Origin of the sequence: uncultured Jatrophihabitans sp., from assembly GCF_964244045.1 — a bacterium.
GTDB lineage: Bacteria > Actinomycetota > Actinomycetes > Mycobacteriales > Jatrophihabitantaceae > Jatrophihabitans.
This window is the reverse complement of the sequence record NZ_CAXTHK010000006.1, coordinates 128,565-146,111: the sequence shown is the minus strand read 5'-3', so window position 1 is coordinate 146,111 and position 17,547 is coordinate 128,565. Positions and strand designations below refer to the sequence as shown.

General features: G+C 70.0%; 13 protein-coding genes. 9 read left to right on the top strand and 4 right to left on the bottom strand.

Features of this window, described 5'->3' with window-relative positions:
- The first annotated feature begins 163 nt into the window (after nucleotides 1–163).
- Nucleotides 164–2,647, top strand: coding sequence for a LuxR C-terminal-related transcriptional regulator (locus tag ACFFC4_RS07450; protein ID WP_375499328.1), 2,484 nt, complete (start codon nucleotides 164–166; stop codon nucleotides 2,645–2,647).
- Here ACFFC4_RS07450 and ACFFC4_RS07445 read toward each other — a convergent pair.
- From ACFFC4_RS07445 to ACFFC4_RS07435, 3 genes are all read right to left on the bottom strand, one after another.
- On the bottom strand, nucleotides 2,634–3,284 hold the full coding sequence (locus ACFFC4_RS07445; RefSeq protein WP_375499326.1) for a helix-turn-helix transcriptional regulator: 651 nt from the start codon (nucleotides 3,282–3,284) through the stop codon (nucleotides 2,634–2,636). The two genes, ACFFC4_RS07450 and ACFFC4_RS07445, sit on opposite strands and share 14 nt — an antisense overlap.
- Nucleotides 3,285–3,290: 6 nt before the next feature.
- A complete protein-coding gene (locus tag ACFFC4_RS07440; protein ID WP_375499324.1) occupies nucleotides 3,291–3,788 on the bottom strand; it encodes a hypothetical protein in 498 nt (165 codons plus the stop codon).
- A 129-nt stretch (nucleotides 3,789–3,917) separates the two neighbouring features.
- The gene (locus tag ACFFC4_RS07435; protein WP_375499322.1) at nucleotides 3,918–4,628 is read right to left on the bottom strand and encodes a hypothetical protein; all 711 of its coding nucleotides are present in this window, start codon (nucleotides 4,626–4,628) and stop codon (nucleotides 3,918–3,920) included.
- 95 nt (nucleotides 4,629–4,723) lie between these two features.
- Between ACFFC4_RS07435 and uvrB the strand changes: the two genes are divergently transcribed.
- The 3 genes from uvrB (at nucleotide 4,724) to ACFFC4_RS07420 (ending at nucleotide 10,289) form a co-directional block, all read left to right on the top strand.
- On the top strand, nucleotides 4,724–6,898 hold the full coding sequence (gene uvrB, locus ACFFC4_RS07430; RefSeq protein ID WP_375499320.1) for an excinuclease ABC subunit UvrB: 2,175 nt from the start codon (nucleotides 4,724–4,726) through the stop codon (nucleotides 6,896–6,898).
- Nucleotides 6,899–7,016: 118 nt separating this feature from the next.
- Complete coding sequence (locus tag ACFFC4_RS07425) at nucleotides 7,017–9,416, top strand: putative bifunctional diguanylate cyclase/phosphodiesterase (RefSeq protein ID WP_375499318.1); 2,400 nt, start codon at nucleotides 7,017–7,019, stop codon at nucleotides 9,414–9,416.
- Between the two features lie 39 nt (nucleotides 9,417–9,455).
- Entirely contained in the window at nucleotides 9,456–10,289 is an 834-nt protein-coding gene (locus ACFFC4_RS07420) for an SDR family oxidoreductase (RefSeq protein ID WP_375499316.1), read from the top strand.
- 1 nt (nucleotide 10,290) lies between these two features.
- On the opposite strand, the gene ACFFC4_RS07415 is transcribed toward ACFFC4_RS07420, so the two are convergent.
- The gene (locus ACFFC4_RS07415) at nucleotides 10,291–11,064 is read right to left on the bottom strand and encodes an IclR family transcriptional regulator (protein WP_375499314.1); all 774 of its coding nucleotides are present in this window, start codon (nucleotides 11,062–11,064) and stop codon (nucleotides 10,291–10,293) included.
- A gap of 108 nt (nucleotides 11,065–11,172) precedes the next feature.
- On the opposite strand from ACFFC4_RS07415, the gene hutU reads away from it, so the two are divergent.
- Genes hutU through ACFFC4_RS07390 form a run of 5 tightly spaced genes read left to right on the top strand, consistent with a single transcriptional unit; the run spans nucleotide 11,173 to nucleotide 17,175 of the window.
- Nucleotides 11,173–12,831, top strand: coding sequence for a urocanate hydratase (gene hutU, locus ACFFC4_RS07410; protein ID WP_375499312.1), 1,659 nt, complete (start codon nucleotides 11,173–11,175; stop codon nucleotides 12,829–12,831).
- An 11-nt stretch (nucleotides 12,832–12,842) separates the two neighbouring features.
- Nucleotides 12,843–14,015: an allantoate amidohydrolase gene (locus tag ACFFC4_RS07405; RefSeq protein WP_375499384.1), complete on the top strand. Its 1,173-nt coding sequence runs from the start codon at nucleotides 12,843–12,845 to the stop codon at nucleotides 14,013–14,015.
- 25 nt (nucleotides 14,016–14,040) lie between these two features.
- The gene (locus ACFFC4_RS07400; RefSeq protein WP_375499310.1) at nucleotides 14,041–15,357 is read left to right on the top strand and encodes a formimidoylglutamate deiminase; all 1,317 of its coding nucleotides are present in this window, start codon (nucleotides 14,041–14,043) and stop codon (nucleotides 15,355–15,357) included.
- Entirely contained in the window at nucleotides 15,342–16,511 is a 1,170-nt protein-coding gene (gene hutI / locus ACFFC4_RS07395) for an imidazolonepropionase (RefSeq protein ID WP_375499308.1), read from the top strand. The genes ACFFC4_RS07400 and hutI overlap by 16 nt, the downstream gene beginning before the upstream one ends.
- Nucleotides 16,512–16,530: 19 nt before the next feature.
- The gene (locus ACFFC4_RS07390; protein ID WP_375499306.1) at nucleotides 16,531–17,175 is read left to right on the top strand and encodes a lysophospholipid acyltransferase family protein; all 645 of its coding nucleotides are present in this window, start codon (nucleotides 16,531–16,533) and stop codon (nucleotides 17,173–17,175) included.
- The last annotated feature ends 372 nt before the right edge of the window (nucleotides 17,176–17,547 follow it).

Sequence of the window (17,547 nt, the reverse complement as noted above, 5' to 3'; positions counted from 1 at the left end):
TAGGTGTCGGTCGCTCTCGGCTGTGGTTCCCAGCGGGTGTTCCAGCCTGTCAGACGACGACCGGGCCTCGTTGTCCTACCCAAGAAACCGCTGGGCCGCGTGTGCGGCGGGGCACAGCGCCGCGTTGCTGGTCCGCGTCGATCAACGTCGGCAGACTGTGCCCATGCACAGCAGGCGCACGGGCTCCACCCTGATCGGTCGGGCCGCCGAACTGGCCAGGGTGCGGGCCGCGGTGTCAGCTCGGCGCGGCGTCGTCGTCGTCGGTGAGGCGGGAGTCGGCAAGACGACGCTGCTCACCGAAGCGCTTGCCGGTTCGGCCGTGCGCGTGGGGCGCTGTTTCCGGTCGTTGTCGGCCGCGGGCGCCGCGCCGCTGCAGCAGGCGATGGCCGGACCACTGCCGGTCGGCGACCCGGCCTGGACCGCCCAGTGGGTCATCGGTCAGCTCGGTCGCGCTGCGCTGCAGCTGGACGACCTGCAGTGGGCAGACGCAACGACACTGGCCACCGTTGCTCTGCTGGTCGACCGCATACCGATGGTGGTCGGCGTGCGCACGGGTGATCCCGGGACGGCCGGGGCGCTGACCGCACTGGTGGGCTTCGAGCGCGTCGACCTGGCCCCGCTGGGCACGCACGACGCGGCGCTGCTCGCATCCCGCGTCCATCCCCGATTGCGTCCGGCCGAGGCGGCTGAACTGGCCCGGCGGTGCGGCGGCAACCCGCTTCTCATCGAGGAGCTCGGCGGCAGTACCGAACCTTCGCTGCGCCGATCGCTCGTGCGCAGGCTGCGCAGGATGGGCACCGATCCCTGGACCGGATTCGCGCTCGCTGCGAGAGCAGGCGAACCGGTGCCGTCGACGTGGGTTCCAGCGCTCGAGGCATTGACGACGGTGGGGTTGCTGGCCGTCGTCGACGGTCTCGTCTCCCCGCGGCACCCGCTGCTCGCCGAGACGGTCGCCGCTCACCTGACGGACGACCCGCAGGAGCGTCGGCGGGTCGATCTGCTCTTGGCGGGACTGGCCCAGGCGGACGGCTGGACGGCGCTCGCCGCGGTGGCGTATTCGGCCGCCGGAGACCGGGCCGCGGGCTTGCGCCTTGCTCGGGACGCCGTGGAACAGACTGACCGGCCGGGCGTACGCGCAGCCCTGCTCGGGTTGGCCGCCGAATGTGCCGACGGCGTGGAGGCCGACGAGCTTGCGGCCGCCGCGGTCGCCGAGCTCGTCGTCGTGGGTGAGTACGACGCGGCCGCGTCGCTCATCGCCCGGTTGCCCGGGCAGCGCACGGCGGCGTGGTTCTCACTGATCGGCCGAGTGCGTTGGCAGACCGGGGATGACGACGGCGCCCTCGCCGCGTTTCGCGAGGCCCGTGAGGTGGTCGAACCGGGAACCCGCGACGACGTCCGGCTGCAGTGCGAGCTCGCCCGCGCTCTGGCCCTGAGCAACCAGGACCCGCAGGCCGCTGTCGACCTCGCCCGGGCTGCGCACGCCGCCTCGGTCACCACCGGTCGTGAGCGCGCCCGGGCGCTGGCCGTGCTCGGCACGGTCGAGCACTTCGCCGGTCATCCGGACGACGTTGCGCACCTGAGCGAGGCGGTGCGCATCGCGGCCGGGGATCCGGATGCAGACCTGCAGGTGCAATTCACCTCGGCGAACAATCTGGTGGCGGCGCTCGAAGCCCGCGGTGACCTCGTCACCGCTATCGCGCAGGCCGAGCGCGGTGCGGAACGGGCTGATGCACTCCGGATGCGCGGGTGGGCGCAGCAGATGCGGGCCATGGCCCTGAACGCGCGCCTGCATCTCGGGGACTACGGACCGATTGTCGCGACCGCACCGGCGCTGCTCGACGAGGCTCTGGACCGCCGTACCCGCGACCAGCTCGAGGTCACTCTCGGAATTGCGTTGATCGACCTCGGACGCACCGAACAGGTCGAACGGCGGTTGGTCCATGCGTTGGCCGGCAGCGTCGACGACCACCTCGGGCGCGGGAACCTGACGTGGGTCGCCGCCGAGGCGCGACTGTGGGGTGGTGACCCGGAACGGGCGGCGGAACTGGCCCAGGAGGCAATCACCCGATTGACCGGTGCGTTGATGCTGTTCCCGATTCTCACCCTGGCCCACGCCCAGGCACGGCTGGGTCGGCCCGTTGCCGTTCCCGACTACGAGCCGAGCGAGCTGGCCGTCGTTGCGGCCGTGCCATCGGAGCTCGCCGGGCTTGTTGCCCGGTCGGTCGACGATCACGCCGGTGCCCGGGCCGCGTTCGCCGAGGCCGCCCGGCTCTGGCGCGGTCACCACCGCCGCGGCGAGCAACGCTGCAGGTGGCTGGCGGCCGAGGAGACGTCGGACGCCGAAGCGACCCGAACCGAGTTGGCGGCACTCGAGGCCGAACTGGCAGCGGACGGATGGACGCCACTACTCGCTGCGGTACGGCGGTCCTTGCGGGCGCGCGGCGTCCGGCGTTCGGCACCGCGCGGACGGTCCGGCGGGCTGACCCTTCGGGAACGGGAGGTACTCGAACTCGTGGCCGAGGGGTTGTCGACCGAGGCCGTGGCCGTTCGGCTCGGGGTGTCGCCTTCCACCGTGGCCGCCCAGGTGGCCTCGGCCAGGGCCCGGCTCGGGGCGGCAACGCGCTGGCAAGCAGTCAGCGACAGCTGATGGCCGGGGGCACCCGGCCCGCCGACGTCAGTGCGCGAACGAGCTGGGCCCGGGAATCGACCCCGAGGGCCTGCCGTGCGACGGTCAGCCGGCGGTTGGCGGTGCGAGGCGAAAGGTGCAGCAACCGGGCCGCGGACTCGAGCGTTGCCCCGCGGGCGATCTCGTGAGCGAGCCGCCAGCTGTCCTCGTCCAGCCGGACGGCGGTGGCTGCGTCCACGTGAAGCACGGGGCCGAGCCCGGCCAGGTCGTCGATGAGATCGTCGACGACGGCATCGAGCTCGGGATCGGCGTCGGCGCCGGGACCGACATGGGCCAGCACAGCGCCGCCTCGAACGGCGGCCACGACCACGGCCTGCGCGTCGCCGCGACCGTGGATCGGATAGCGGGTGCAGCTGGCGGCGCCTGCACCTCGGCCGATGTCGACCACGGTCCAACCGGCGCCCGTCAACTCGGCAACTGCAGCGGCATAGCCCGCTTCGTCGGCGGCCACGATGAGGGGACGGCGGCCGGCAACGTTGCCCCGCTCAGGCAGCGGGATCTCCGTGGTAGGCCACAGCGGGATTATGCGCGCGCCCGCCGCAGCGTGCTCGCGGCCGACCGTCCGCCGGGTCCGGCGCCGCGACCCGGCACCGGACACCGTGGACTACTTGAGGGTGCCGTGCGCGTGCACGGTGAAGATCTCGCCTATCGGCTGAGCGTTGAGGTTGCAGGCGCCGGACTTCGTGCGCGGTGTGAAGCCCGCGCCGGTGGCCGTGTAGGTGCCTGAGCCCGTGATGCCCGCGTACTGGCCGTGACCGTGGGTGAGGTGGAACTTTCCGCTCTCTACGAACGACACGTAACAGGTCTTGTGGTTGATGTGCGGGACGAACTTGCTCAGGGACTCCGGGTGCACGATTCGGAACGAGCCGTGGGCGAAAGCCAGGATGTCGTAGTTGTCGTGGTTCGGGTCGTCCTTTCCTACCGCGTTGAGGACACCGTGCATGAGCGCGGTCGGGTGCGTTGTGCCGCCACCGATCACGAAGTAGATCTTGCCGTGGTGCGGCACAGCGGCGTCGGCCGATGCGACCCCTGCGAAGGCGGCGATGGCCGCTCCGGCGGCCACGGTCGCGACGGCACGGCGGGCGGTGGAGATAGTGGTCATGTGCTGCGTCCTGTCTCGTGTGCGGCCCGTTCGTCGCGCCGCGGTGCACACAGCCTCGGCCCAGCAGGGTCAGTGCTTCATCCTCCGAATGCGCCAACTCGTCTCAGGCGCGACCTGACGAGTCTTGGTTCAGGTGCGTCGGCGGGCCTCGAACCACGGCAGGTACACGGCGACCACGCTGACGACCCACGCGCCGACGAGCAACCACAGCATGGCGCCGACGTCGACCGTGGTGGCGGTGCCGCCGGTTGCCGCGATGGAGTCGGCGTTGGACACTGTGCTCTCGATGCTCAGCGCCACCGAGGCCAGCACCCCGAGCAGCAGTGCCGAGCCGGCGATCCCGACCCCGGCGGCAAGCCGATCATCACCGGTGAACGCCGCGTCGATTGCGTCGGTTGCGTCGATTGCGTCGATTGCCTGCGTGAATTGGGCTGCCTCGGTGGTTTCGGCGACCGGGTGCAGGTCTCGTAGCCGGGTGGCCGCGGCGATGACCAGCACGAGTGCGGCGACGGTCAGTGCGACGCCGTACCGCGGTCCGTGCTGGGCACCCGAAGCCAGGTCGTAGCGTCCCCACCCGTCGAAGGAGGCGCTGATGCCCTGCGCCCGCAGGGTGTAAACGGCCCGGAACGGAGCAACGACGCACAGCACAGCCGCCACCACCGACAACCCCGCCGCGATCAACGCCGCCTCGCGGCTGCGATCGGGGGGCGGCAGGAACTGCTCGTCGAGATCGGCATCGTCGAAGTCGCTCTCCTCGAAATCGACTCCCCGGAATTCGACCCCCTCGGCTTCGACGCTGTCGAGCTGTTCCTCGGGCAGGTCCGTCGTGTCGTCAGCCATGGCGCCAGTCTGCCTGCGGGCCGGTCGTACTCGACCCACCGGCCCAGCGGCGTCGTCGCGCACCCGATGTCGTAGCCCTCTCGTACCGTGGAGCCATGCGCGTTCGCTCTGACATCAGGCCCACCAGTGGCACGTTCGAGGTCGTGTCCGACTTCGAACCCGCCGGCGACCAACCGGCGGCCATCGAAGACCTCGAGAAACGCATCCGCGGGGGCGAGAAGAACGTCGTCCTGCTGGGCGCCACCGGCACCGGCAAGTCGGCCACCACCGCCTGGCTCATCGAGCGGCTCCAACGGCCTGCGCTGGTCATGGCGCCGAACAAGACCCTCGCCGCCCAGTTGGCCAACGAGCTGCGCGAGATGCTGCCGCACAACGCGGTCGAGTACTTCGTCAGCTACTACGACTACTACCAACCCGAGGCCTACGTCCCGCAGACCGACACCTACATCGAGAAGGACTCCTCGGTGAATGACGAGGTCGAGCGGCTGCGGCACTCGGCCACGATGTCGCTGCTGACCCGTCGTGACGTCGTGGTGGTCGCCAGCGTGTCCTGCATCTACGGCCTGGGCACCCCGCAGGAGTACGTCGATCGCACGGTGCGGCTGCGCCTGGGCCAGCAGATCGAGCGCGAGGCCATCCTGCGGCACCTGGTCGACGTCCAGTACTCCCGCAACGACCTGTCCTTCACTCGGGGCACGTTCCGGGTCCGGGGCGACACGGTCGAGATCTTCCCGGTGTACGAGGAACTCGCGATCCGCGCCGAGATGTTCGGCGACGAGATCGAGCGGCTGTACTACCTGCACCCGCTCACCGGCGAGGTCGTGCGCGAGGTGGAGGAGGTCTTCGTCTTCCCCGCCACGCACTACGCGGCCGGGCCCGAGCGTATGGAGAAGGCCATCCGCGGCATCGAGCTCGAACTCGCCGACCGGCTGGCCGAGCTCGAGGGGCAGAACAAGCTGCTCGAGGCCCAACGACTGCGGATGCGCACCTCCTACGACATCGAGATGATGCGTCAGGTCGGGTTCTGCTCGGGCATCGAGAACTACTCGATGCACATCGACGGCCGCAAGCGGGGCAGCGCGCCCAACTGCCTGCTCGACTACTTCCCCGAGGACTTCCTGCTCGTGGTCGACGAATCGCATGTCACCGTGCCGCAGACCGGCGGCATGTACGAGGGCGACATGTCCCGCAAGCGGATGCTCGTCGACCACGGGTTCCGGCTGCCGTCGGCTATGGACAACCGGCCGTTGAAGTTCGAGGAGTTCGTCGAACGGATTGGGCAGACGGTCTACCTGTCCGCCACTCCCGGCGATTACGAGATGAACCTCGTGCAGGGCGAGTTCGTGGAGCAGGTCATCCGGCCGACCGGGCTCGTCGACCCCGAGATCATCGTCAAGCCGACCAAGGGGCAGATCGACGACCTCGTCCACGAGATCCGGTTGCGGACCGAGAAGAACGAGCGGGTCCTTGTCACCACGCTCACGAAGAAGATGGCCGAGGACCTCACCGACTACCTGCTCGAAATGGGCATCCGGGTCCGCTACCTGCACTCCGAGGTCGACACCCTGCGTCGCATCGAGCTGCTGCGCGAGCTGCGGCTGGGCGAGTACGACGTGCTGGTCGGCATCAACCTGCTGCGTGAGGGCCTCGACCTGCCCGAGGTCTCGCTGGTGGCCATCCTCGATGCCGACAAGGAAGGTTTTCTGCGTTCGGGTCGATCGCTGATCCAGACCATCGGCCGCGCGGCGCGCAACGTGTCCGGCCAGGTCCACATGTACGCCGACACGATCACGCCGTCGATGGCGTTGGCCATCGAGGAGACCTCGCGGCGGCGCGAGAAGCAGGTTGCCTACAACCTCGAGCACGGCATCGATCCCACTCCATTGCGTAAGCGCATCGGTGACATCACCGACATGCTCAACCGCGAGGCCGCGGACACCGAGGAACTCCTCGGCGGCGGCGTGCCGGTCGGTGGCTCGGGGCGTTCCCAGTCGCGGGGCAAGTCGCCGTCGCCGGGTCGCGGCGGGCGGGGTGCTTCCGGCAGAGGCGTGTCGACGGGCGTGGTCGGTGTCGGCGCGCACGCTCAGGGGGGCTTGGACGTCGCCCAGTTGCCGCGCGCCGATCTGGCCGACCTCATCCAGCAGCTCAACGATCAAATGCTCGGCGCCGCCCGCGAGTTGCAGTTCGAGGTCGCGGCTCGGCTGCGCGACGAGATCGGCGAGCTGAAGAAGGAACTGCGCGGGATGGACGCGGCCGGCGTAGGTCGCTGACGACCCAGCCCGCGGGGTGGTGGAGAACCGATGGGACACTTCCCTTACACTTTCCTCACACCAGTGAGATCGATGTAAGGTAAGCGGCGGGGGTAGTTCCGCTGTCCCAGGAGGCACCATGGCCACCCGCGCTCCGTTGTCACCGCGCATGCGCGGTGCTGGTGCCCCTCGACCCCAGTTACCAGCCCAACCGCAGGCGCGGTTGGCCGACACCGCCCAAGCTTCTGGTCCGGGCCTGCCTGCCGTGCTCTGGCGGCGCTACCTCGCATTCGGTCTTGCGGCAATGCTGGGCTTCGAACTCATGCCTAAGGGCATCGGAAGTGACATCGTCTACGTGCTCGTCGGCGCATCCTGCGTCGGCGCCATCGTCGCGGGTGTTGTCCTGCACCGACCGGCGCGGCGTGCACCCTGGCTGTTCATGGCGGCCGGGCAGGCCCTGTGGGTCATCGGCGATGCCGTCGACAGCTGGTTTAAGGACGTCGAGCACCTGGACGTCTACCCGTCACCCGCGGACGCCTTCTACCTGGCGGCCTACCCCCTGCTGGCAGTCGGACTGCTGCTGCTGATTCGCGGTGGCCGGCCCAAGCGGGACTTGGCCGGTCTGCTGGACAGTTTCACGCTCACCGCAGGACTGGGGGTGTTGTCCTGGGTGCTGTTGGCCCGGCCGACGCTGAATGCAGCGCATTACTCGGCCGTCGCCGCTGCGGTGGAGGTCGCCTATCCCGCGGCGGACATTCTGCTCGTCGGGGTGCTCATCCGCCTGGTCATGACCTCCGGCGGCCGCACGACGGCGTTCCGGTTGCTGCTGGGTGCCGTCGCCCTGCTCATCGCCGGGGACACGATGTATGCGGCCCTAGGCATCTGGACGACATCCGGGACAAGCAGCTACGAAGCGATCTGGCTCGCGTCCTACGTCGCCTGGGGAACTGCAGCGGCGCACCCGACCATGGCCCGGCTGTCGAAGCCGCCGACCGTTGACGCCGATTCGCGCTTCACCCGCGCCCGGCTGCTCGCCCTTGGCGCCGCAGTGCTTGTCGCCCCTGCGACCTTGGCTCTTGAGCAGGTCGCAGGCGCGTCGCTGGACGTCTGGCCGGTCATCGTCGGATCAGTCATCGTGTTCCTGCTCGTGATCATGCGGATGAAGGTCGTGATCAGCCAGATCGTTGCGGGCAACCGCGATCGGGATGTGCTGCAGAGCAGGCTCGCCTATCAGGCCGCGCACGATGCGTTGACGAACCTGCCGAATCGGACGCAGGCCATGGAAGCCATCAAGGCGGCGTTGAACCGGGCACAACGCACCGGATCCCTGTGCGGCCTGTTGTTCATCGACCTCGACGGTTTCAAGGCCGTCAACGACAGCTACGGCCACGCGACGGGTGACGAGGTGTTACGCGTGACGGCCAGCCGGCTCCAGGCCGCGGCTCGCTCGGGCGACGTCGTGTCCCGCCTCGGTGGCGACGAGTTCGTGGTGGTGCTCGAGACTCTCAGCGCCGAGACCGAAGCCCTGCAGATCGCGAAGCGCCTGATCGAGAGGCTCAGTGCACCGATGGTCGTCGGCGCAGTTCGTCGCGTGCGGATCGGCGCCAGCGTCGGTATGGCCATCAGCCAGGACGGTTCTACCGATGCAGACCGGCTGCTGCACGAGGCCGACACCGCCGTTTATCTGGCCAAGGCGGCCGGTCGTGGCCGGGTCGAGGTCTTCGACGAATCGCTGCGTCGAGAGTTCGCCGAGCAGCACCTTGTCCAAGAGGCGATCCGGCTCGCGATCGAGCGCGACGAACTGCGCGTGCACTATCAGCCGGTTATCGGGGTCGGCTCGGGGATCGTGATCGGATTCGAAGCTCTCGTGCGTTGGGAACGGCCGGGACACGGTCTGATGCCACCCGACAACTTCATTCCCACGGCCGAGCATTCGGCTCTGATCTGCGACATCGATTGCTGGGTCCTACAGCACGCCACCGCGCAGATGGCGTTGTGGCACCAGCAGCACCGCCGGCAGCGGCCCATGCAGGTCGCGGTGAACATCTCACGCCGGCACATTTCGGCGCCCCGGGTCGTCCAGGACGTGCAGTCGGCGCTTGCGATGTCCGGCCTGCCGCCCGAGTCGCTGATCCTGGAGATCACCGAAACGATGCTGGACGACGACCTGCTGGCAACCGAGCACTGCGAGCAGCTGCGGGCGATCGGCGTCCGGGTGAGCATGGACGACTGGGGAACGGGATACAACTCGCTCGCCCGACTGCAGCGCCTGCCGGTCGACATCATCAAGATCGACAGGTCGTTCCTCGATACCACCCAGAAGTCGAACCGGGTGCTGTTGGAACTCATGATCCACGCAGCGCACGCCTTCGGACTGCCGGTGGTCGTCGAGGGCGTCGAGCACCAGCAGCAACTCGAACTATTGCGCACGTTCGGTTGCGAGGCCGCGCAGGGCTACCTGCTGTCCCGACCGATGACCGTCGAGGATGCCGGGGCCTTCCTCGACACACGCAGTGGTGCCGTCACCGTCACTACCTGACAAGATGCGCAGACCACGCGTCACCTTCGGGAGGTCGGCATGGCTCAGGCTGGAACGGTCCGCGGCAAGGTCGTTGCCATCACCGGCGGAGCCCGCGGCATCGGCTACGCCACTGCGCAGCGGCTGATCGCCGACGGCGCCCACGTTGCGATCGGCGACGTCGACGACGAGCGACTCAAGCAGGCCGTCGGCGAGCTCCGGATCACCGCGTACGCCCACCTCGACGTCACCGACCCGAACTCCTTTGAACGCTTCCTCGATGACGTCGAGGACGTCCTGGGCCCGGTCGACGTTTTGGTCAACAACGCCGGCATCATGCCGCTCGGCGCCACGGCCGACGAGGCCGACGCAGTCAGCCGCCGCATCGTCGAGATCAATGTGCTCGGGGTCATCACCGGCACCAAGCAGGCGCTGTTGCGGATGCTCCCGCGCCGCTCCGGGCACATCATCAACGTCTCGTCGCTGGCGGGGGAGAGCTACGTGCCCGGTGGAGCGACCTACTGCGCCACCAAGCACGCAGTGAAGGCCTACACCGAGACCGCCCGCCGCGAGTACCGCGATTCCGGAGTGGCCATCTCGCAGGTCATGCCGTTCTTCACGAACACCGAGCTGGTGGCCGGCACGTCCGGAACGAAGGGCATGCGCAACGCCGAGCCGGGAGAGGTCGCCGACGCCATCGCCGGGCTCGTCGTCCGCCCGCGTGCCCGCGTACGCGTCACCAAGCTGGCCGGTGCGGTCACCATGTCACAGGCTTTCCTGCCGTCGCGGGTGTCGGAGTTCCTCGGCCGGGCGCTCGGCGCCGAGACCGCGTTCACCGCGGGCGTCGACCCGCTCGCTCGGCAGGCCTACGAGGAGCGCGCCCGCGCCGTCTGACTCACGGGCGGTCGGGCACGACCCCGCCGATCCGACGGGTGAGGGTGTCGGCCGTGCGCAGCGTCACCACGGCCATCCGCGCGCGCGCCGGCGCCGGTGTGCTCACCGACGGGAAGGTGACGGCCACGCTTGCCACCGGGTGCCCGGAGTGGTCGAAGACCGCCGAGGCAACGGAGGCCCAGCCGGCGCTGACCTCACCGTCCTCAATGGCGTAGCCGCGTCGCCGGACATCGGTCAGCAGCGCTCGCAGCGCCGTGGGTGAGCGTGGGCCCACGGGGGTGCGCAGCACGAAGGTGGCGGCGTCCGGGAACAGCGCGCGGATCTGGGCCGCCGGCAACGCCGCGAGCAGCGCTCGACCACTGGCCGTCAGCTGCGCAGGCAGTCGCACGCCGACGTCGGTCACCAGCGGCGGCTGTCCGGGTGCGCGTTCCTCGATGACGTAGACGACCTCCCGCCCGTGCTGCACGGCCAGGTGCGCGGTGTGTCCGGTGCGGTCGACGAGCTCCGCCAGCGGCACCCGGGCCAGGCGTTGCAGCGGCGCTTGTCGCGTGTAGCCGGTGCCGAGTTCATAGGCGGCGATGCCCAGCGCGTAGCGCCGGTCTTCGGGCAGATGGGTGACGAAGCCGGAGTCGACGAGCGTCGAGAGCAGGTGGTAGACGGTCGAGCGGGGGAGCCCCAGTGACCGGACGATGACAGCCGCGGGCACCGGGCCGGCCTGTGCGCTGAGCAGCTGCAGGATCGCGAGCGTCTGCGCAGCAGCGGGGACGATGGCCACGCCCGTCACCCTATGTCTGCGATCTCAGACTGCAAAGCGGCGAGTGAGCCGCCACGGGGCCCCGGGCCGGTGTGCAATGGGGAGACCTCAACGCGAAGGAGAGCAATCATGGACGGAGCCCGCCCGGTTCGTGCCCCCCGCGGCACGACCCGCACCGCGAAGAGCTGGCAGACCGAAGCGCCTCTGCGGATGTTGATGAACAATCTCGACCCCGAGGTGGCCGAGCGTCCCGACGACCTTGTTGTGTACGGCGGCACCGGGCGCGCGGCCCGCAGCTGGGCGGCCTACGACGCGCTGGTGCGCACACTGACCACGCTCGAGCAGGACGAGACGATGCTCGTGCAGTCGGGCAAGCCGGTCGGCGTCATGCGCACCCACGAGTGGGCGCCGCGGGTGCTCATTGCCAACTCCAACCTTGTCCCCGACTGGGCAAACTGGGACGAGTTCCGCCGTCTCGAGCACCTCGGTCTGACCATGTACGGGCAGATGACGGCCGGCTCGTGGATCTACATCGGCACGCAGGGCATCCTGCAGGGCACCTACGAGACGTTCGCCGCCGTCGCCGAGAAGAAGTTCGGGGGCACGCTCGCGGGCACCATCACCCTCACCGCCGGCCTCGGGGGAATGGGCGGCGCGCAACCGCTCGCCGTCACCATGAACGGAGGCGTGGCGATCTGCATCGAATGCGACCCGTCGCGCATCCAACGACGCATCGAGCACGGTTATCTCGATGTACAGGCGACGGACCTCGCCGACGCGCTGCGTCTCGCGGAGGAGGCCAAGGCCGCCCGCAAGCCCCTGTCCATCGGGCTGCTCGGCAATGCGGCTAGCCTGGTGCCGCAGTTCGTCGCGAACGACGCACCGATCGACATCGTGACCGACCAGACCTCTGCACACGACCCGCTGAGCTACCTGCCGGTCGGCGTCGACTTCGCCGACTGGCACGACCACGCGGCCCGCAAGCCCGAGGAGTTCACCGGGCGCGCGCAGGCCTCGATGGCGCGGCACGTCGAGGCCATGGTGGCGTTCCTGGACAAGGGAGCCGAGGTCTTCGACTACGGCAACTCCATCCGCGGCGAGGCGCGTACCGCCGGCCTGACCCGCGCCTTCGACTTCCCGGGCTTCGTCCCGGCCTACATCCGCCCGCTGTTCTGCGAGGGCAAGGGCCCGTTCCGCTGGGCGGCGCTGTCCGGCGACCCCGAAGACATTGCCCGCACGGACCGCGCCGTCCTGGACCTGTTCCCCGAGAACGAATCCCTCGCCCGCTGGATCAAGCTCGCACAGGACAAGGTGCACTTCCAGGGACTGCCCGCGCGCATCTGCTGGCTCGGCTACGGCGAACGCGAGAAGGCCGGCGTCCGGTTCAACGAGCTCGTGGCTGACGGTCAGGTCAGCGCGCCACTGGTGATCGGCCGCGACCACCTGGACTGCGGATCGGTGGCGTCGCCCTACCGCGAGACCGAAGGCATGGCCGACGGTTCGGACGCGATCGCCGACTGGCCGCTGCTCAACGCGATGGTCAACGTGGCGAGCGGGGCTTCGTGGGTGTCGATCCACCACGGCGGCGGCGTCGGCATCGGCCGCTCGATCCACGCCGGTCAGGTCTGCGTCGCAGACGGCACCGACCTCGCGGGCCAGAAGATCGACCGCGTGCTGTCCAACGACCCGGGCATGGGTGTCATCCGGCACGTCGACGCCGGTTACGACCGCGCCGACGAGGTAGCGGCTGAGCGGGGCGTGCGCATCCCGATGGCCGAGGGCGTGTGACCTTCGACCGCATGTGGGCAGCGCTCGAGCCGATCGGGCGCGACGCGCGGTCGGGCGGGTACCGCCGGTTCGCTTGGACGGACGAGGATGCCATCCTGCGGGAGTGGTTCGCCGGCGAGGCCGGTGCGCGCGGACTGGACGTCCTCGAGGACCGCGCCGGCAACCAGTGGGCCTGGCTCGGTGACCCCGACGCGCACGGCCCGGGAGTGGTAGTGGGCTCGCACCTGGACTCGGTGCCCGACGGCGGTGCGTACGACGGACCGCTCGGTGTGGTCAGCTCCTTCGCGGCGTTGGATGCCCTGCGCGACAAGGGATTCCGTCCTTCGCGGCCGCTGGCAGTAGTCAACTTCGGCGACGAGGAGGGCGCTCGGTTCGGGATCGCCTGTGCCGGGTCGCGCCTCATCACCGGTGCCTTGGACGCCGAGCGTGCGCGTGGGCTGAGCGACGTCGACGGCACATCGCTGGGGGAGGCGTTCGCACGCTCGGGCCGCCGCCTCGAGCATCTCGGCCCCGACCGCGAGACGCTGGCCCGCATCGGCACGTTCGTCGAACTGCACGTCGAGCAGGGCCGCGGGCTCGTTGACCTGGGCCGCTCCGTGGCCGTCGGCACCGCCATCCGCCCGCACGGGCGCTGGCGCATCGACCTGGTAGGCACGGCGAACCATGCGGGCACCACGTTGATGGCCGACCGCGACGACGCGATGCAGGCGTTCGCGCACCTCGTCAAGTCGGCGCGCATCGCTGCCGTCGAACACGACGGGGTGGCCACCGTCGGCAAGGTGCAGGTGACGCCGAACGGGGTCAACGCGATCCCGTCGCACGTCACGGCCTGGCTGGACGCGCGGGCGGCAACCGAAGACCAAGTACAGGCCATCGTGGCGGACGTGGGGGACAAGGTCGAGTCCCTGCGCGGCACCGTCACGGAAGAGTCCTGGACCGGCGCGACACCGTTCGACGGCACGCTGGCCACCGACCTCGCCGGTCTGCTCGACGACGTCCCGCTGCTCGACAGCGGCGCCGGCCATGACGCCGGCATCCTGGCAGCGGCCGGTATCCCTGCCGCCATGCTGTTCGTCCGCAACCCGACAGGCGTCTCGCACTCGCCGGCCGAGTTCGCCGAACGCGACGACTGCCACGCCGGCGTCGACGCGCTTGTGCGCGTGATCGAACGGCTCGCGGGATGAGCGACGCTTGCGGAGCGAACGTGTCATGACCGCGTATTTTGCGAGCACGGCGCTGTTACCCGATGGCGCCGCGCGAGACGTCCGCATCGACATCATCGACGGGCGATTCGCCGCAATCGACACCGGCGGGCCGAGCACCGGGGCGCTGCTGCTGCCCGGCGTCGTGCTGCCCGGGTTCGCCAATGGGCACAGCCACGCGTTCCACCGCGCGCTGCGCGGGCGTACCCACGCCGACGGCGGCACCTTCTGGACGTGGCGTGAGCGCATGTACGCCCTGGCCGCACACCTCGACCCCGACACCTACCTGCGGTTGGCGCGGGCGACGTACGCCGAGATGGCGCTGGCCGGTATCACCGCAGTGGGGGAATTCCACTACCTGCACCATGCGCCGGACGGCCGGCCGTACGCCGAGCCGAATGTGATGGGCGAGGCGTTGCGCGCTGCGGCTCGCGAGGCCGGCATCAGGCTCACCCTGCTCGACGCGTGTTACCTGGCAGGCGGGCTCGACGCCACTGGCCACCGACCACTAGATCCAGTGCAGCGCCGGTTCGCCGACACCGACGTCGATCACTGGGCGTTACGGAGCTCGACAATCGAGGATGACGCGAACACCCGCAACGGCGTGGCGGTGCACTCTGTCCGAGCCGTGCCCGAGGAGGCGCTCGGGCGGGTGGCCGAGGCTGCGGAAGGCCGCCCGCTGCATGTCCACCTGTCCGAGCAACTGGGAGAAAATACGGCCACCCAGGAGTTCTACCGACGCACCCCCACTCACCTGCTCGCCGACGCCGGCGTGCTCACTGAGCGAACGACCGCCGTGCACGGCACCCACCTGACGGTGAGTGATATCGCTACTATAAGTGATCACCACGTGACTGTCTGCTTCTGTCCAACCACGGAGCGTGACCTCGCTGACGGCATCGGTCCGGCCCGCGAGCTCGCCGACGCCGGCGTCGCACTCGCCCTTGGCTCGGACCAGCACGCGGTGATCGACCCGTTCGAGGAGGCCCGCGGGCTCGAGGCACACGAGCGGCTGCGCAGCCACGAACGCGGCAGGTTCACCCCGGCTCAACTGCTGACCGCCCTCACCCGGCACGACGCGCTCGGCTGGCCGGACGCCGGGCGCATCGAGGTCGGCCAACGCGCCGACCTCGTCGCCGTGCGAACCGACACCGTGCGTACCGCCGGCGCGGCGCCCGACCAGCTCGTGCATGCGGCCACCGCGGGCGACGTCGACACCGTGCTCGTCGACGGCCGTACCGTCGTCAGCGGCGGCGCCCACGTCCTGGGTGACGTCGGGCGGCTGCTCACCGACGCGATCGAGGACGCATGGCAACGACCCTGATCGACGGCATCGCCGAGCTGGTCACCAACGACCCCGACCAGGGCGACGGCTCACCGCTCGGCCTGATCCACGACGCCGCGGTCGTCGCCGACGGCAGCACCATCCACTGGGTCGGCCGGGCGGTGAACGCCCCTGCGGCCGATCGGCGCATCGGCGCCACCGGTCGGTCCGTCATTCCGGGTTTTGTCGATTCGCACACCCACCTCGTGTTCGTTGGCGATCGCTCGGCCGAGTTCGCGGCCCGGATGGCCGGCGAGCGTTACGACGGGGGCGGGATCGCCTCGACGGTCGCGACCACTCGCGCGGCGTCTGACGACGAGCTGCGCACCGCGCTGGCCGAGCGGGTGTTCGAGCTGCACAGCCAGGGCACGACCACGATCGAGATCAAGAGTGGTTACGGCCTCACCGTCGACGACGAGCGCCGCATACTGCAGCTGGCCCGGGCCGTCACCGAGGAGACGACCTTCTTGGGTGGCCACGTCGTCCCGCCGGGCGCCGAACGCGACGAGTACGTGCGGCTCGTCTCCGGCGAGATGCTCGCTGCCTGCGCCCCCTACGCACGCTGGATCGATGTGTTCTGCGAACCGGCGAGCGCCCACGCCTTCGACGCCCACGAGTCGCGCACGATCCTCACCGCCGGGGCAGCGGCCGGGCTCGGCCTGCGGGTGCACGCCAACCAACTGGCGGCCGGGCCGGGCGTCCAGTTGGCCGTCGAGCTGGGCGCGGTCAGCGTCGACCACTGCACGTATCTGACCGGAGCCGACGTCGATGCACTCGCAACGTCCGACACGGTGGCTACGCTGCTGCCGGGCGTCGAGTTCTCGACCCGCTCGCCCTACCCGGATGCCCGGCGCCTGGTCGACGCCGGCGTCACCGTCGCCCTGGCCACCGACTGCAACCCGGGTACCAGCTTCACCTCGTCGATGCCGTTCGCCGTCGCGCTCGCCGTGCGCGAGATGGGTCTGACGCCGGCCGAGGCGTTGTGGTCGGCCACCGCGGGTGCCGCGCTCAGCCTGCGCCGCACCGACATCGGCCGCATCGCGGTCGGGGCCCGGCCGCACCTGACCATGCTGGCGGCGCCCAGCCACGTCCATCTCGCATACCGCCCCGGGGTCCCGCTGGCCCGGCCGATCCAGCTCGGCGAACGCACGTAGCGGATGCCAAGATGACGCGGTGAAATCGCATCGGGTGCCACTGGCCTATCGCATCGTCATGATCGTCGCGACGCCGTTCGTGCGGTGGTGGGGACGCCTGCAGGTCAGCGGCGCGGAGCTGCTCGACCATCCGGGCCCTGTGGTGCTGTTCAGTAACCACGACAGTCAGTGGGACCCGCTCGTGGCCGGCGTCGCCGCGCCGAACCGGCAGATTCGCGCGCTGGCCAAAGCCTCGCTGTGGGGCAACCCGATCGTGTCGTGGGTGCTCGACCACATGGGTCAGATCCCCATCGAGCGCGGCCGCGGCGATGCCGCCGCGCTCAGCCGGGCCATCGAGGAGCTCGAGGCGGGGGCGTGCATCGGCGTGTTCCCCGAGGGCACCATCTCGCGCGGCCGCCAGATGCGAGCCCTGAGCGGCGCCGGCCGGCTGGCGTTGGCCGTCCCCACGTCGCGGGTGATCGGGTTGCGTATCGTCGGCGCCGTCGACATCGTGCGTTTCCCGAAGCGGCCCCGCATCCGGGTGGAGTTCTTCGAGCCGGCCGCAGGCCAGCCGCACGAGGGCGAGAGCGCCACCGCCCTGACCAAGCGGGTGATGGCCGAGGTCCGGTCCAGCGCCCCGTTCGCCCTGGCCGGCCGCAAGCCGACGTTGCCCGAAGCGTCCTAACCGGCCGGCCCGACGTGCAGGTCGACCGTCAACCGATCGAACGGCGTCAGTGTGACGAGCGCCGTTCGCGTGGCGCGGCCAAGCGTCCACGTACCAGCCCCAAACCGTTGATAACCAGCGTCGGCGAAACCGTGCCGCCGCGGTAGACGAGCGGGTGCCGCACGGAGGCCAGCATCGCGCTGTGGCGGGCAGCAGCCGGACACCGCTCGCCGGCTCGACCGAACCGCGCCGAAAACCCGGCCTGCCGTCCAGGTCGCAGCGCGTCAGTTCGTCGCTGATCAACCCGATCGCCCGGGCGGCGCCGATGCCGGACCCACTGCTCGGTGCGGTGCCGTGCGGTGCGGTGCTGGGCAGCGCGGCAAGGCTCGCTGC

What these genes read in the sequence shown, in the direction of transcription:
- ACFFC4_RS07450 (WP_375499328.1), top strand. Translation starts at nt 164, where the DNA reads ATGCACAGCAGGCGCACGGGCTCCACCCTGATCGGTCGGGCCGCCGAA.
- ACFFC4_RS07440 (WP_375499324.1), bottom strand. Translation starts at nt 3,788, where the DNA reads ATGACCACTATCTCCACCGCCCGCCGTGCCGTCGCGACCGTGGCCGCC.
- ACFFC4_RS07435 (WP_375499322.1), bottom strand. Translation starts at nt 4,628, where the DNA reads ATGGCTGACGACACGACGGACCTGCCCGAGGAACAGCTCGACAGCGTC.
- uvrB (WP_375499320.1), top strand. Translation starts at nt 4,724, where the DNA reads ATGCGCGTTCGCTCTGACATCAGGCCCACCAGTGGCACGTTCGAGGTC.
- ACFFC4_RS07425 (WP_375499318.1), top strand. Translation starts at nt 7,017, where the DNA reads ATGGCCACCCGCGCTCCGTTGTCACCGCGCATGCGCGGTGCTGGTGCC.
- ACFFC4_RS07420 (WP_375499316.1), top strand. Translation starts at nt 9,456, where the DNA reads ATGGCTCAGGCTGGAACGGTCCGCGGCAAGGTCGTTGCCATCACCGGC.
- hutU (WP_375499312.1), top strand. Translation starts at nt 11,173, where the DNA reads ATGGACGGAGCCCGCCCGGTTCGTGCCCCCCGCGGCACGACCCGCACC.
- ACFFC4_RS07405 (WP_375499384.1), top strand. Translation starts at nt 12,843, where the DNA reads ATGTGGGCAGCGCTCGAGCCGATCGGGCGCGACGCGCGGTCGGGCGGG.
- ACFFC4_RS07400 (WP_375499310.1), top strand. Translation starts at nt 14,041, where the DNA reads ATGACCGCGTATTTTGCGAGCACGGCGCTGTTACCCGATGGCGCCGCG.
- hutI (WP_375499308.1), top strand. Translation starts at nt 15,342, where the DNA reads ATGGCAACGACCCTGATCGACGGCATCGCCGAGCTGGTCACCAACGAC.